15 protein-coding genes are annotated in these 14,834 nt (G+C 67.9%); 4 read left to right on the forward strand and 11 right to left on the reverse strand.

Features of this window, described 5'->3' with window-relative positions; translation table 11 throughout:
• The first annotated feature begins 8 nt into the window (after positions 1–8).
• Positions 9–818 (forward strand): 16S rRNA (adenine(1518)-N(6)/adenine(1519)-N(6))-dimethyltransferase RsmA, encoded by an 810-nt coding sequence (gene rsmA / locus AC07XS_RS06685; protein ID WP_182714745.1) that lies wholly within the window; start codon positions 9–11, stop codon positions 816–818.
• Positions 815–1,945 (forward strand): pyridoxal phosphate-dependent aminotransferase, encoded by a 1,131-nt coding sequence (locus tag AC07XS_RS06690; RefSeq protein WP_182714746.1) that lies wholly within the window; start codon positions 815–817, stop codon positions 1,943–1,945. The genes rsmA and AC07XS_RS06690 overlap by 4 nt, the downstream gene beginning before the upstream one ends.
• Positions 1,946–2,178: 233 nt before the next feature.
• On the opposite strand, the gene gmk is transcribed toward AC07XS_RS06690, so the two are convergent.
• The 8 genes from gmk to AC07XS_RS06730 all read right to left on the reverse strand — a co-directional run bounded on the left by gmk (position 2,179) and on the right by AC07XS_RS06730 (position 9,889).
• The gene (gene gmk / locus AC07XS_RS06695) at positions 2,179–2,820 is read right to left on the reverse strand and encodes a guanylate kinase (RefSeq protein WP_152950293.1); all 642 of its coding nucleotides are present in this window, start codon (positions 2,818–2,820) and stop codon (positions 2,179–2,181) included.
• Complete coding sequence (locus tag AC07XS_RS06700; RefSeq protein ID WP_182714747.1) at positions 2,810–3,694, reverse strand: YicC/YloC family endoribonuclease; 885 nt, start codon at positions 3,692–3,694, stop codon at positions 2,810–2,812. The genes gmk and AC07XS_RS06700 overlap by 11 nt, the downstream gene beginning before the upstream one ends.
• Positions 3,691–4,842 (reverse strand): endolytic transglycosylase MltG, encoded by a 1,152-nt coding sequence (mltG, locus tag AC07XS_RS06705; protein ID WP_054765818.1) that lies wholly within the window; start codon positions 4,840–4,842, stop codon positions 3,691–3,693. Before mltG ends, AC07XS_RS06700 begins: the two co-directional genes overlap by 4 nt.
• 1 nt (position 4,843) lies before the next feature.
• Entirely contained in the window at positions 4,844–6,115 is a 1,272-nt protein-coding gene (gene fabF / locus AC07XS_RS06710; RefSeq protein ID WP_182714748.1) for a beta-ketoacyl-ACP synthase II, read from the reverse strand.
• 149 nt (positions 6,116–6,264) lie between these two features.
• On the reverse strand, positions 6,265–6,504 hold the full coding sequence (locus tag AC07XS_RS06715; RefSeq protein ID WP_008264317.1) for an acyl carrier protein: 240 nt from the start codon (positions 6,502–6,504) through the stop codon (positions 6,265–6,267).
• 172 nt (positions 6,505–6,676) lie between these two features.
• The gene (gene fabG / locus AC07XS_RS06720) at positions 6,677–7,417 is read right to left on the reverse strand and encodes a 3-oxoacyl-[acyl-carrier-protein] reductase (protein ID WP_152950297.1); all 741 of its coding nucleotides are present in this window, start codon (positions 7,415–7,417) and stop codon (positions 6,677–6,679) included.
• Between the two features lie 81 nt (positions 7,418–7,498).
• A complete protein-coding gene (gene fabD / locus AC07XS_RS06725; protein WP_152950298.1) occupies positions 7,499–8,455 on the reverse strand; it encodes an ACP S-malonyltransferase in 957 nt (318 codons plus the stop codon).
• Between the two features lie 72 nt (positions 8,456–8,527).
• Entirely contained in the window at positions 8,528–9,889 is a 1,362-nt protein-coding gene (locus AC07XS_RS06730; RefSeq protein ID WP_182714749.1) for a cytochrome b/b6 domain-containing protein, read from the reverse strand.
• A 199-nt stretch (positions 9,890–10,088) separates the two neighbouring features.
• On the opposite strand from AC07XS_RS06730, the gene AC07XS_RS06735 reads away from it, so the two are divergent.
• On the forward strand, positions 10,089–11,153 hold the full coding sequence (locus tag AC07XS_RS06735; protein WP_182714750.1) for a PA0069 family radical SAM protein: 1,065 nt from the start codon (positions 10,089–10,091) through the stop codon (positions 11,151–11,153).
• Between the two features lie 198 nt (positions 11,154–11,351).
• Here the strand turns inward: AC07XS_RS06735 and AC07XS_RS06740 are convergent, their stop codons facing one another.
• Complete coding sequence (locus tag AC07XS_RS06740; protein WP_182714751.1) at positions 11,352–11,765, reverse strand: hypothetical protein; 414 nt, start codon at positions 11,763–11,765, stop codon at positions 11,352–11,354.
• 5 nt (positions 11,766–11,770) lie between these two features.
• Positions 11,771–13,015 carry a class I SAM-dependent RNA methyltransferase gene (locus AC07XS_RS06745; RefSeq protein WP_182714752.1) on the reverse strand — a complete coding sequence of 415 codons (1,245 nt, stop codon included), beginning with the start codon at positions 13,013–13,015 and terminating at the stop codon, positions 11,771–11,773.
• A gap of 204 nt (positions 13,016–13,219) precedes the next feature.
• Here AC07XS_RS06745 and AC07XS_RS06750 point away from each other — a divergent pair, with 204 nt between their 5' ends.
• Positions 13,220–13,867 (forward strand): YMGG-like glycine zipper-containing protein, encoded by a 648-nt coding sequence (locus AC07XS_RS06750; protein WP_182714753.1) that lies wholly within the window; start codon positions 13,220–13,222, stop codon positions 13,865–13,867.
• Between the two features lie 168 nt (positions 13,868–14,035).
• Here the strand turns inward: AC07XS_RS06750 and AC07XS_RS06755 are convergent, their stop codons facing one another.
• Positions 14,036–14,758: a TlyA family RNA methyltransferase gene (locus AC07XS_RS06755; protein ID WP_182714754.1), complete on the reverse strand. Its 723-nt coding sequence runs from the start codon at positions 14,756–14,758 to the stop codon at positions 14,036–14,038.
• Between the last annotated feature and the right edge of the window lie 76 nt (positions 14,759–14,834).

Below are 14,834 nucleotides of genomic sequence, written 5' to 3' on the forward strand. Positions count from 1 at the left end.
CAGGGCGTGTGACCGACCTTCCTTCCCTCCGCGAAACCCTCGACGCCCACGGCCTGTCGGCGAAAAAGAGCTTCGGCCAGCATTTCCTGCTGGACCTCAATGTCACGCGCAAGATCGTCCGCCTGGCCGGTCCGTTCGACGGGCGCGCCGTGATCGAGGTCGGCCCCGGCCCCGGCGGCCTGACCCGCGCCCTGCTGGAATCCGACGCCGGCCCCGTGGTCCTCGTCGAAAAGGATCCGCGCTTCATTCCCCTGCTGTCAGAACTGGACGATGGCTCCGGTCGTCTGACGATCGTCGAGGCTGACGCCCTGAAGGTGAAGGAGGCGGATCTGGTCTCCGGCCCCGCCCATCTGGTCTCCAACCTGCCCTACAATGTCGGCACCGCCCTGCTGATCAAATGGCTGACCGGCCCCTGGCTGCCCCACAGCCTGACCCTGATGTTCCAGAAGGAGGTCGCCGAGCGCGTCGCCGCTGGGCCCGGCGAGGACGCCTACGGCCGCCTCGCCGTCATCGCCCAGGCCGTCTGCACCGCCCGCATCGTCATGCACCTGCCCGCCGCCGCCTTCACCCCGCCGCCCAAGGTGGCCTCGGCCGTGGTCCATCTGGTCCCGCTGGATGAGCGCCCGTCGCCTGAGCGCCTGAAGAAGTTGGAACGCGTCACCGCCGCCGCCTTCGGCCAGCGCCGCAAGATGCTGCGCTCCAGCCTGAAACAGCTCGGCGGCGCCGCCCTTTGCGAGGCCGCCGGCATCGAACCCGACGCCCGCGCCGAGACGATCGACGTGGCCGGCTTCCTCAGACTGGCGGACGCCCTGACATGACCGTCGAACCCTTCCGCGCCATCACCGTCAGCCGTCTGGCGCACCAGCTGAAAGCCGAAGGCCGGTCGATCATCCATATGGAATTCGGCCAGCCCTCCACCGGCGCGCCCGCTGCCGCCGTCGCCCGCGCACATCAGGTGCTGGACGCCGACGCCATGGGCTATTGGGAAAGCCCCGACCTGCGCGCCCGCATTGCTCGCCTGTACCAGGACCGGTACGGCGTAACGGTCGACCCCGGCCAAATCCTGCTGACCTGCGGGGCCTCGCCCGCCCTGGTCCTGGCCCTCAGCGTCCGGTTCAAGCCCGGCGACCGCATCGCCCTGGCCCGTCCCGGCTATGTCGCCTATCGCAACAGCCTGCGTGCCCTGCATCTGGAGCCGGTGGAGATCGCCTGCGGTCCCGAGACCCGGTTCCAGCTGACCGCCGCCCAGCTGGAGGCGCTCGATCCCGCTCCGGCCGGCGTCATCATCGCCAGCCCGGCCAATCCGACCGGGACCATCATCCCGGAGGCCGAACTCGCCGCCATCGCCGAGGTCTGCCGCGCGCGAAACATCGCCATCCTTTCGGACGAGATCTACCACGGCCTGTCCTACGCGGGCCCGACCCCGTCGATGCTGCAGTTCGCGCCGGACGCCCTGGTGATCAACAGCTTCTCCAAATACTGGAGCATGGCCGGCTGGCGGTTGGGCTGGCTGCTGGTCCCCGAGGCCCTGATCGAGGCCGCTCGCGCCTATATCGGGAACATGTTCCTGACCCCGCCCAGCCTCAGCCAGCACGCAGGCCTGGTCGCCATGGACGCGATCGACGAGCTTGAGGGCCATATCCAGACCTACGCCCGCAACCGCGAGCTGATGCTGGCGGCCCTGCCGGCGCTTGGATTGAGGAAGATCGCGCCGCCTGACGGCGCCTTCTACATCTGGGCCGACATCGGCCACCTGACGGACGACAGCGTGGCCTTCTGCGAACAACTGCTGCGCGATACCGGCGTGGCCACCGCGCCGGGCGTGGATTTCGACCCCGTCGATGGTCGACGCTACATCCGCTTCAGCTTCGCGGTCTCGACAGGGGAGATCAAGGCCGCGTTGGAACGAATCACGCCTTGGTTCGCCGCTCGAAATCCAGGCTGAGCCGATCCGCAAAAGGCGGCAGGCCCATGGTGGGTCGTACCTAAGCAATCGCCCCTAGGCCGATATTTACCCTCTGGAACCTGCCTTGTGGGAAAAGGAGTGCAGTTGCGTAGCGCATAGGACGACATCGCGTAGGACGCCCCCGCCGGCGCGATGTCGTCGCCGCTTCACAGCCGAAGACGACACTGCGGCGGCCTCTCCCCCCCTCCCGCCAGCCGCGGTGTCGTTGTTCGTCAGACAGGCTCGCGTAGCAGGGCGGCCTTGTAATCCCCCACCCACAGATTGCGGAACCGGCGCGATCGCTCGGCGTGATAGATGTGCGCCAGCTCGGCGTAGGACCGGTCAAAATCCTCGTTGACGATCACATAGTCGAAGGCGTCGCAGTGTTCGATCTCACCCTTGGCGTTGGCGACGCGGCGCTCAATGACATCGTCCGAGTCCTGCGACCGGGTGACCAGTCGTCGGCGCAGCTCTTCCAGGCTGGGCGGCAGGATGAAGACCCGCACCGCGTCCTCCGGGCATTTCTCGGCTACGTCGCGCGCGCCCTGCCAGTCGATGTCGAACAGGACGTCACGTCCCTCAGCCAGGGCCCGATCGACCGGCCCGCGCGGGCTGCCGTACAGATTGCCGTGGACATCGGCCCATTCCAGGAAGGCGTCGGCGTCGATCAGCTTCTGGAACCGCTCGCGATCCACGAAATTATAGTCGCGACCGTCGACCTCGCCGGGACGGATGCCCCGCGTCGTCATCGACACCGACAGTTCCAGCCCCCCGTGGTCCGCCATCAACCGACGGCACAGCGACGTCTTGCCGGCGCCCGACGGGCTGGCGACGATGAGGAGGACGCCCCGGCGGGGCGAGCGTTCATTCGACATTCTGAACCTGTTCACGCAACTGTTCGATGACGGCCTTCAGCTCGAGGCCGATTCCAGTGAGCGCCGTCGTAGCCGATTTCGAGCAGAGGGTGTTGGCCTCGCGCATGAATTCCTGCAGCAGGAAGTCCAGTTTCCGTCCGGCCGGCGGCGCGGTCATCAGGTGGCGCGCCGCAGCGACATGGGCCGACAGCCGGTCCAGCTCCTCGCGCACGTCGGCCTTGGCCGCCAGCGACGCAGCTTCCAGAAAGATTCGCTCTTCCAGGCCCGGCACATCCGGCGCCAGTTCGGCCATACGGCGGCTGAACCGGTCGCGGATGGTGGCGACCTGGGCTTGAGCCTCGCCTTCGGCCGAAGCGACCAGACCTTCGATCCGGGCGATGAAGTCCGCCAGTAGCGGCGCCAGCTGGGCGCCTTCGGCGTTTCGCGCGCCCTTCAAGGCGTCCAGGGCGGCCTCGACTGTTCGCGCCATCTCGACCTCCAGCGCGGCGCGCGCCTGCGGATCCTCCACCTCCTCCGGCGCCTCTATGACGCCGCGCAGGGCCAGGAGGCCGTCGGCGGACGGCGGCGTCGCCCCGTCCTCGGCCAACTCATTGGCCAGGGTCAAATAGCGGGCCAGCAAGGGCGCATTGATCGTAACGGCCGCCTCCGCCCCCACCGTTCGTTTGGCCTGTACGCCGACGGAGATCTGTCCGCGGACGAATCGCGCCTGGGCGGCTGTCTTCGCAGCCCTCTCCAAGGTGTCGAATCCGTTCGGCCCTCGATACCGAACCTCCAGATTGCGCCCATTGACCGACCGCACCTCGACCGCCCAGGTCCAGCCCTCACCGGCGCCCTCGGCCCGGCCAAAGCCCGTCATTCCAGAAATCAGGCTCATCTCAGACCCTGGGTCGCGCCGGCAGGCAGGGTGAGGGTGGCCTGTCCGCCCTCCGCGTTCGGATCGGTCATGGGCGCAGGGCTGGCCTCAGGCGCGACCGGCGCCTGCGTCTCGGGCGGCAGGCCGGCCTTCTGTCGCTCAATCTGACGCCAGCGCGCCACATTGCGCAGATGCTCTTCATAGGTGATGGCGAAGACGTGGCCGCCTGATCCGTCGGCGACGAAGAACAGGGCCGGATCCGCCGGCGGGTTCAGCACGGCCTCCAGCGCCTCCTTGCCGGGATTGGCGATGGGCGTCGGCGGCAGGCCGTCGATCTGATAGGTGTTCCAGGGCGTCTGACGCTGCAGCTCTGACCGGCGGATGCCGCGCCCCAGCGGCCGCCCCTGGGTCAGGCCGTAAACGATGGTCGGATCGCTCTCCAGCCGCATCCCCTGCCGCAGTCGGTTGGAGAAGACCGCCGCCACGCGAGGCCGCTCGGCCGCCAGCCCAGTCTCCTTCTCGACGATGGAGGCCAGGATCACCGCCTCTTCCGGGTTGCGGGCCACTGTGCCCGGTCCCCGCTGCGCCCACAGCAGCCGCAGATTTTCCTTCGCCGCCCGCTGCATCCGATCGATCACCGACTGGCGGGTGTCGCCGCGTGACACCTCATAGGTGTCGGGCCACAGACTGCCTTCCTCGGGCGTCGTCTCGACGGTTCCGGTCAACACCGGCTCCTTGGCCAGGATGTCCACCGCCTGGGCCGAGGACCAGCCTTCCGGCAGGGTCACGAAATGGCGCACCACCCGCCCCTCGACCAGCAGGTTCAGCACTCCGGCCAGCGAGGTCCCCGACGGCACCTCATATTCCCCGGCCCGCAGCTTGCGGTCCGCACCGGTGAAGGTGGCCGCCGCCTTGAACAGGTCGGTCGAACGGATCACCCCCGCCGCCTTCAACTGGGCGGCGATGGCGGAGACGCCCGAGCCGCTGGCCAGGGTCACGACCGTTCGATCCCCCTGCCGTGCGCCCGGTCCTGGCCCGTAATAGACGCCCCAGACGACGGCGAGGGCGGCGATTAGGAACAGGCTGAAGGTCGCTGAGGCGGTCAGCAGACTGACCGTCAACCCCGACCGCTTCTCCACACGCCTGTCACCCCGCCCCCGTCCGAACATGTCAGTCGACCTTCTTGAAGATCACCGAGGCGTTGGTGCCCCCGAAGCCGAAACTGTTGGACATGGCGACGTCGATCTTCATCGGCTTGGCCTTGTTCGGCACCAGGTCGATCGGGGTCTCCATCTCCGGGTCGTCCAGATTGATCGTCGGCGGCGCGACCTGGTCACGGATGGCCAGGACGCAGAAGGCCGCTTCGATGGCGCCGGCCGCGCCCAGCAGGTGGCCCGTCATCGACTTTGTCGAGCTGACGGCCAGGTTCTTCGCATGGTCGCCGACCAGGCCCTCGATGGCCTTCAGCTCGATCCAGTCGGCCATGGTCGAGGTGCCGTGGGCGTTGACATAGTCAAGGTCCGACGGCTGCAGCCCGGCGCGCTTCAGCGCCGCCTTCATGGCGCGCGCCCCGCCCTCGCCGTCTTCGGACGGGGCGGTGATGTGATAGGCGTCGCCGCTCATGCCGTAGCCGACGATCTCGGCGTAGATCCTGGCGCCGCGCGCCTTGGCGTGTTCGTACTCCTCCAGCACCAGGATCCCTGCGCCCTCGCCCATGACGAAGCCGGCGTGGCCGCGGTCATAGGGACGCGAGGCCTTCTCCGGCGTGTCGTTATAGGCGGTGCACAGGGCCTTGCAGGCCAAAAAGCCGGCGATGCCGATCGGCACGATCGAGCTTTCCGCCCCGCCCGCCACCATGACGTCGGCGTCGTCCAGAGCGATCATGCGCGCCGCATCGCCGATGGCGTGGGCGCCGGTGGCGCAGGCGGTCACCGCCGCATGATTCGGCCCCTTCAGCCCGTGCCGGATCGAAATCTGCCCTCCGGCCAGATTGATCAGGGCGCTGGGGATGAAGAAGGGGCTGACGCGGCGCGGCCCCTGCTCCTTCAAGACGATGGCCGTATCGGCAATGGGGCCCAGGCCGCCGATGCCGGAGCCGACCATGACCCCGGTCCGCTCCTTGTCCTCGTCCGTCTCGGGCTTCCAGCCTGCATCGTGCAGGGCCTCCTCCGCCGCCGCTATGGCGTACAGGATGAAGTCGTCGACGCGCTTTCGGTCCTTGGCGGACATGATTTTCTCGGGGTCGAAGTCGCCTTCGCCGCCGCCGCCGCGCCCGTCGACGCTCGGCACTTCGCCGGCGATGGTGCAGCCATAGCCCTCGGTGTCGAAGGCCGTGATCGGACCGATGCCCGACCGTCCCTCGACGATGCCCTTCCAGCTCTTGTCGACGCCCCAGCCCAGGGGGGTCAGCAGACCGATGCCCGTAACGACGACGCGGCGCATGGTGCGTGCTCCTTCAACTCCAATCCTGTCCCGGGGAATCACTGCGGATTCGCGAGGGTCAGAAACAGTAAAGGCCGCCGGGCGTCTCCGCTAGGAGCGCCGGGCGGCCCTGTGATCTGTCAGCCTGTCGGCCGCCAGTCGGGGCTGGATCAGCCCGCCGACTTTTCGTCGATGAACTTGACCGCATCGCCGACCGTCTGGATGTGCTCGGCGGCGTCATCCGGGATCTCGATGTCGAACTCTTCTTCGAAGGCCATCACCAGCTCGACGTTGTCGAGCGAGTCGGCGCCCAGGTCGTCGATGAAGCTGGCCTTTTCCGTGACCTTGTCCGGATCGGCGTCCAGGTGGTCGATGACGATCTTGCGAACGCGCTCGAGGGTGTCGGACATGAGTGTCTCTCTGCCTGTTTAAAATCGCCGTAGAGGCGGGGGTAGCTTCAGAAATCGCCGTCTCACGGCAGCGACGACGATGCAAGCCCGAAAGCCTGAACCGCCGATGCGTTCCTGCCCTTTAGCACAGGCTTTCGGGCGGGAAATAGTCTGTTGCGTGTCGTGATGACGATCAGATCATCGCCATGCCGCCGTTCACATGCAGGGTCTGGCCCGTCACATAGGCCGCTTCGTCAGACGACAGATAGACGGCGGCGGCCGCGATCTCGTCGCCCGTGCCCAGCCGGCCCGCCGGAATCCGGCCCAGAATGGTCTCGCGTTGCTGGTCGTTCAGCACGTCGGTCATGGGCGAGGCGATGAAGCCCGGCGCGATGCAATTGACTGTGATCCCGCGCGATCCGACCTCCTGCGCCAGCGACTTGGAAAAGCCGATCATCCCGGCCTTGGACGCCGAATAATTGGTCTGGCCCGGATTGCCGGTGACGCCGACGACCGAGGTCACGCCGATGATCCGGCCCGACCGGCGCTTCATCATCCCCTTCACCGCTGCGCGGGTCAGGCGGAAATAGCTCTCCAGATTGATCTGGATGACCGACTGGAAATCCTCGTCCTTCATCCGCATCAGGAGGCCGTCCTTGGTGATGCCGGCGTTGGCCACCAGGATGTCCAGGGCTGAGCCCGCCGCCGTCTCGGCCGCGTTCACCAGATTATCGACCGACTCGGGGTCCGACAGGTTCGCCGTCGCGAAATGCGCCCGCTCGCCCAGTTCTTTGGCCAGATCCGCCAGCACCGCCTCGCGTGTGCCCGACAGCACCACGGTCGCGCCCTGGGCGTGCAGCGCCCGCGCCACAGCCCCGCCGATCCCGCCCGTCGCGCCGGTCACCAGCGCGGTCTTGCCTGCAAGATTGAACATTTATGTCTCTCCGAAGTGGCGAGTGATTAGTGGCGAGTGACGAGGAAAAGCAAAGTGGGGCGGCGATAGTCTCGCCACTCGTCACTCGCCACTCGTCACTCCCCTCGCAAAGGCTTCCAGCTCTTCCGGCGTGTTCAGAGGCAGACTCTCGGCGTCAGGCGCGATCCGCTTGGCCATGCCGGTCAGCACCTTGCCGGAACCGACCTCGACGAAGCGGGTCACCCGCCCTTCGCTCGCCATCCACTCCATGCTCTCGCGCCAGCGCACCCGGCCGGTCACCTGCTCGACCAGCAGGCGCCGGATGACTTCAGGATCGTTCTCCGGCCGCGCCAGCACATTGGCCACCACGGGAACCGCCGGCGCCAGAATGGTCGCCGAGGCCAGGGCCGCCGCCATCTCGTCCGCCGCCGGCTGCATCAGCGGGCAGTGGAAGGGCGCCGAGACGTTCAGCGGAATCGCCCGCGCCCCCAGTTCCTTGGCCTTTTCGATGGCCCGGTCCACAGCCGCCTTCTCGCCCGAGATGACGATGTTGCCGGCGTTGTTGTCATTGGCGACCACGCAGACGCCGACTTCAGCGCCGGCCGCCGCTGCGGCCTCGGCCAGGGCCAGATCGGTCTTGGGCCCGATCAGCGAAGCCATCGCCCCCTGCCCGACCGGAACCGCGCGTTGCATGGCTTGGCCGCGCAGTTTCAGCAGCCGCGCCGTATCCGACAGCGAGATCGCCCCGGCCGCCGCCAGGGCCGAATATTCGCCCAGAGAGTGACCGGCCACATAGGCCGCCTTGGCCACGTCGAAATCAAACTCGACCTTCAGCGCCCGGATGACCGCGACCGACACCGCCATCAGGGCCGGCTGGGCGTTCTCGGTCAGGGTCAGCTGGTCCTCGGGGCCTTCGCGCATCAGCACCGACAGCTTCTGGCCCAGGGCCTCGTCCACCTCGGCGAAGACGTCGCGGGCGGAGGCGAAGGCGTCGGCCAGTTGCGCGCCCATGCCGACGGCCTGGCTGCCCTGTCCCGGAAACAGAAGTGCGAGGGTCATTTACCGCTCCCTGAATCATTGATCAAGAGCGCGGACCCCTAAGGCCAGACTTCCGTCAGGGCAAGTCGGCGCCTATTCGGCCCGCCGCGCTCTGACCTTGATCCGGACGTCGACCATCTTAGAGACCCAGTCGCCGGTCGCGTCGGATTCCAGGCCCAGGTTCAACGCGGTCCGGTCCAGTTGCAGCCGACCCTCCACCGTCGCGACGCCGCCGGCCTCACGATAGGTGAAGGGTAGGACAACTCGCAGACTGGTCGTCTTGATCCGCAAGCGGCCCGTGGCCTGGTATCGATCCCCGCCGAGCGACCGGAAGCCCGTCGTCTCGAACCGGGCGGTCGGATATTGGCCGACGTCGAACCATTCAGCCCCCTGGATCGAAGCCTCCTGGGTCGAATCCCCCGTCCGGGCCGAGCCGGTCTGGACAGTGATCACCGCCTTCGACCCCGCCAGATCGGCAGGGTCGAACCGGATCTGGCCGCTCCAGCGTTCGAACCGGCCGTTGAAGGCGGCGCCCGACTGGCTCCCGGCGAAGGCGATCTCGGAGGCGTCGCGGTCTATGGTCCAGTCGACGGCCTTTTGCGACGCCTCCGTCGCCGCAGCCGGTTCGGCGGCTTCGGCCTCCGCCGCCTGGACGTCCGTCGGTTCGACCGTGATATCGGGCGCGGGCGCCGGGACGACCGCGATTTCAGACAGGGGCGTCGGTTCAGTCCTGGGGGCGGGCCGTGCGGCGATCGCCCCGGCCGCCGCCACGACGAGGATCAGGGCCAGGCCGAGACCACGTTCCGCCCAGGCCGCGCGCGCGTCCGGCTCCTCGCCTTCCTCGGAATCCTCCCCGCCCGGCCTCAGACCTGGAACCATGCGCGCCAGGACGCCGTCGCGGTCGAGGAACTGGTGTTTCAGCGCCGCCCCGACGTGCAGGATCACCAGGACGACCGCGCCCCAGGCCATGGCGGCGTGCGCGCCCATGGCCGAAAAGGCCATTGCCCGCCGCGCCTCCGTCGCCAGTCCGGCCACCCCCGGCAGGTGCGGGACGGGAAACAGGCCGAACCAGCGGGTCGCCACCTCCAGCGCCCGGTCCTGCGACACGGCCCAACCGACCGAAACATACAGCCACCCCGTCAGCGGCAGCCCCAGCATCAGGGCGTAGAAGGCCGCATGGGTCGCATGGGCGGCGAAGACCTCCCATCGCTTCATCGCCGCAGGCTGGGCCGGCGGCCGATGCGTCAGTCGCCAGACGATCCGCACCAGGGTCAGGGCCAGAATCAGAAAGCCGATCGACTTGTGGAGCTGGAACACGCGGTAGGCTGCGGCCTGGCTCCCCGGCTGTTCGATAGCGGCGGTCATCCACCACCCCATCGGGATCATGGACAGGATGCAGAGCGCGATCGTCCAGTGTAGGGCGACGGCGACGGCTGAATAGCGGCGGGCGGCCATCGGGCTCTCCGGATTAGGACGCAAGCAGCCCCCGCCGCCTCGGTCATCGCCGTGCGAGGAAGCAAAACAGCCGTCTACACCCGCAACGGCGGCTTTCGCAACAGACACTGTATCGTTTAGATCTCGTCGTGAGCGGCGCCTCGAAGATGGAGAACAAATGTTCTTGCTATGTTCTCTTTTTTGATCCACCTTCCCTTTCATGCAAACCGCCAAGGGAAGAGGCGCGCGTTCGAATGCGACAGGCCGTTACGAGCCCGAGCAGCATGAGTCGTTCGACGACGGCTGGACGACCGACGACGCCCAGGCCGCGCCGCTGCGCACCACCCTCACGCCCGAACACGCCCGCACCATCATCGCCCGGAACGACAGTCCCGACATCGGTTTCGACCGCTCCATCAACCCGTACAAAGGTTGCGAACATGGCTGTATCTACTGCTACGCCCGTCCGTCCCATGCCTGGATGGGCTTATCCCCGGGCCTGGATTTCGAGAGCCGGATCTTCTTCAAGCCCGAGGGCGCACGTCTGCTGGAACAGGCCTTCCTCGCCCCCCGATACCGGTGCAAACGCATCCACATAGGCGGCAATACCGACCCCTATCAGCCGGTCGAGCGCGAGCTGAAATCGACCCGCTCGATCCTGGAGGTCATGCGGCGTTTCAACCACCCCTTCAGCATCATCACCAAGTCGGTGCTGATTGCGCGCGACGCCGATATTCTAGGGCCCATGGGCCAGGCCGGCCTGGCCTCGGCCTTCGTCTCCATCACCACCCTGGATCGGGGTCTGGCCCGCGCCATGGAGCCCCGCGCCTCGACCCCGGCCAAACGGCTGGAGGCGATCCGTCGTCTCGCCGATGCCGGCTGTCCCGTCGGGGTCGGCTTCGCCCCGGTCATTCCCGGTCTGAACGACCACGAGCTGGAGTCGGTGCTCGAAGCGGCGGCCAAGGCCGGAGCGACCCGGGCCATGTATGTCACCCTGCGCCTGCCGCTCGAGATCAAGGATCTGTTTCGCGAATGGCTGGCCGACGCCCGCCCGGACCGCGCCGCCCGCGTCATGTCCCTGATCCGCCAGACGCGCGGGGGCAGGGATTATGACGCCGACTGGTCCCAGCGGATGAAGGGAACCGGCCCCGTCGCCGAACTGATCGGCGCCCGCTTCAAAGCCGCCGTCAAACGCTACGGCCTGGATGCGCCGCTGCGACCGCTCGACGAAACCCAGTTCCGCATCCCCGCCGACGCCCGGCCGCAGTTGGAGCTGTTCGGCTGAATCATGCGACGCTTGGCCGACGCTCGTAATCTTGACGGAAGACGCCCGCCTTTTCAGCCTGTTGAGAGCGTCAAACCACCCTGAACCCGGCGCTTTCCACTGGCGTGGTAAGGTCGTGAACAGGTCTTTGACAATTCAGCGCGTCGGGAAGCTCCCGCCAAAATGTGCACTAAAGTGCACTCATTTTTTCTTGAACAATCAGGCCTCGTCCGCCGCCGACGGATCGACGGCCCGTGTCACCAGATCGCGCCAGGTCGGGTCCGTGTCGTCGACCAGATCGACATCCTCCATCAGGGCCACCGCCCCCTCCCCGTCCGGCAGGATGAGGCCCAGGATCTCCATCGCCTCGCCGTCCGGCCCCAGATGGCTCTCGGCCTGGACGGCGACGGCCGCCTGTTCGCCGTCCTCCTCCCACCAGATCACCGGCTGGGGCAGGTCCATGGCGATGGGGCGCGGGTCGTCGGTCTCGCCCAGGGCGAAGACGGCTCGGCGCGCCTGGACGTCCTCCAGGGTCGCCACCGCCCCGACGAAGGGCTTCAACCGCCCCCAGTCGTCGGCGTCGAACCCGCCCCCGTCTTCGCCCAGAAAGCCATCTTCCAGCTCGTCATCCATAGGGCCTACCGCTTGAAAATACTGACGAGTTCGACATGGGCCGACCAGAGGAACTGGTCCACCGGCGTGACCCGCTCCAGCCGGAACCCGGCGTCGATCAGCACTCGCGCGTCCCGCGCAAAGGTCTGGGGATTGCACGACACCCCGACCACCACCCCGGCCTTGGTCCCGGCGATCTGGGCCGTCTGGTCGATGGCCCCGGCGCGCGGCGGGTCGAACACGATGGCCTCGCACCCTTTCAGGTCATAGGGGGTCAGGGGCCGTCGGAACAGGTCGCGCGCCTCGGCCGTGATCGGCTTCATCCCCTTGGCCGAGCCTACGCCCGCCTTCAGGGCCGCGATCCCCGCCTTGGACGCATCGGCCGCAATCACCGGCGCCACCGTCGCCAGCGGGAAGGTGAAGGTCCCGGCGCCGCAGAACAGGTCGGCGATCTTCTTGGCCCCCTTCACCGCCGCCACGGCCCGCTCGACCATGGCCGCCTCGGCCTGGGGCACGGCCTGAAGAAAGCCCCCCGCCGGCAGGGGCACGGTGGCGGCGCCGAAGCCGATCAAGGGTTGACGCGCCATCATCAGGGTGTCGCCGCCGAGGCTCAGCCGCGCCAGATCGGCCCGCCGCGCCGCCTCTATGGCCCGCATCTGGGCGTCGGCCGACAGCCCTCCGCCCGAGCGCCGCTCGACCCCCGTCACATCCACGTCCAACCCCGACAGGGTCCAGGTCACGTGCAGGGTCGGCGCCGACTTGGGATGCTCCAGAAAGGCCGCCGCCACCTCGGTCAGGGCCGGGATGGCGCGGATGATCCGGGGGTCGGCCACCGGGCACTCCCGCACCTCCACGAGCCGCCACGACCGTCGCGCCTTGAAGCCCAGCACGACCCGACCGTCCTGGGTCCGGCGCGCGTGCAGGGCTGCGCGACGTCGCGTCCCAGGCGGGCTCGCCACCGTCGCCTCGACCTCGGTCTCGATCGCCTCGCGCGCCAGGGCCCGCCGCACCTGTTCGCGCTTCCACTCCAGATAGGGTTGATCCGCCCAGTGTTGCAGCGAGCAACCGCCGCAGTCGCCGTACTGGGGCGACACCGGCGCGATCCGGTCCGTGCTGGGGGTCACGATCTCGACCTGCTCCAGCCGCCCGTCGACGACCTCGCCCCTAACCGTCTCCCCCGGCAGGGTCAGGCTCGCGAAGACCGGCCCCTGCGGCGTCTCGGCGACGCCGTCGCCCTGTCCGCCGACGCGGCTGATCGTAAAGGTCTGCATCGCCGGGCTTCTAGCCCCGACGCTCCCCCGCGCCAAGCCACCGCCTCAAGTCGCGCTGAGCGCGATAGGCCCACAAAACATGAACGAAGATGAACGGGTCGCTCAAAAGCCGTTCAGCTTCGCGGTCTTAAACCTGCATGCAACAGACAGCCGGTCCAGCCGTTCAGCGCTCGTCACTGAACGTCCGACCATAAGGGATTGAAGATGCGCCTTTCCAACACGTCCCTCGCCGTAGTTGCGGCCCTTACGATCGGCGCCTTGGCCGCCCCGGTCTCCGCCTCGGCTCAAGCCTACGGCTACAGCCGGAACTACGGTTCCGGCGCCTACGCCCCCGCCTATGACTACGGCCGCTATGGTCGCCAGACCTACGATCCCTGCGCCCGCGAGCGAGAAGGACGGACCGGCGCCGGCGCCGTGATCGGCGGCGGCGCGGGCGCCGTCATCGGCTCTCAGCTGGCCGCGCGCGGCCGCCGCACCGAAGGCAGTATTCTGGGCGGGGTCGTCGGAGCCGTCATCGGCTCGCAGGTCGGCCGCTCCAGCTCTGACGCCTGCCGCAGCTATCAGGCCGGCTACGCCTCCAACGGCTATTACGACGGCGGCTACAGCCAGCCGAGTTACGGCTATTACGACGATCGCTATACGGGCGATAACGGCTATCGCTACGACGACCGCCGCGACGACTACGCCGACGACCGTTACGATGATTACCGCTCGCGGCCGATCGATTCCTATCAGAACTCCGACAGATGCCGCTTGGCGGAAAGCCGCATCCGTCTGCCGGACGGTCGCACGGACACCCGCTATGTCCGCACCTGCCCCGACCAGTACGGCCGCTATCGCGTCGTCGATTAATTTCAGCCCCCCTGTCAAATCGACGACGTGACGGGAGCCGCCGGAGGATCAGTCCTCCGGCGGTTTCTCATTTTTTAGGGGCTACCGGCCTTTGGCCTACTTGAGCCCGTTGTTGAGAGGGCTACCGGACTTCGGCCCACTTGAGCCTGGCGGCGCAGGGTTGCCGCCTCAGGCGCGCTTCGCCCACAGCAGAAATTCGACATTGCCGTCGCCGCCGGTGATCGGGCTTTCGGTCGTCGCCTGGACGGCCCAACCCAGGGCCTCCAACCAATCCCTGACGCGCTCCACGGCGGCGGCGTGGGCGGCCGGATCCTTGACCACACCCTTCTTGCCGGCGCCGGGACCGTCCGCCTCGAACTGCGGCTTCACCAGCGTGACCAGATCCGCGCCGGGCGCCGCAAGATCCAGGGCAGCGGGCAGCACCTTGCTCAGGCTGATGAAGCTGGCGTCGCACACGATCACAGACGGCGCCTCCGGAATCAGGTCGCGCGTCAGATCGCGCGCGTCCGTCCGCTCCAGATTGACCACGCGCGGATCGGCCGCCACCCGGTCGTGCATCTGCCCAAACCCGACATCGACCGCGAACACCTTGGCCGCCCCGCGCTCCAGGCAGACCTCGGTGAAGCCGCCGGTCGAGGCGCCGACGTCCAGCACCACCCGCCCCTCGATCGCCACAGGCCAGACGGTCAAGGCGTGATCCAGCTTCAGCGCCCCGCGCCCGACCCAGCGGTGGGCCGGTTCCGCCTCGATTTCGGCCTCCTCGGCGATCTGCTCCGAGGGCTTGGCCACGACGCGCCCATCCGCCTTCACCCGCCCCGCCTCAATGGCGGCGCGGGCGCGGGAACGGGTGTCAAACAGTCCCCGTGCGACGAGCAGTTGGTCGATGCGCATCTAAATCCTCCCCCATCGGGGGAGGGGGACCGCGCGCAGCGTGGTGGAGGGGCCCTGCCCCGGACACCAGCCATGG

This window comes from Brevundimonas sp. GW456-12-10-14-LB3, from assembly GCF_059424365.1.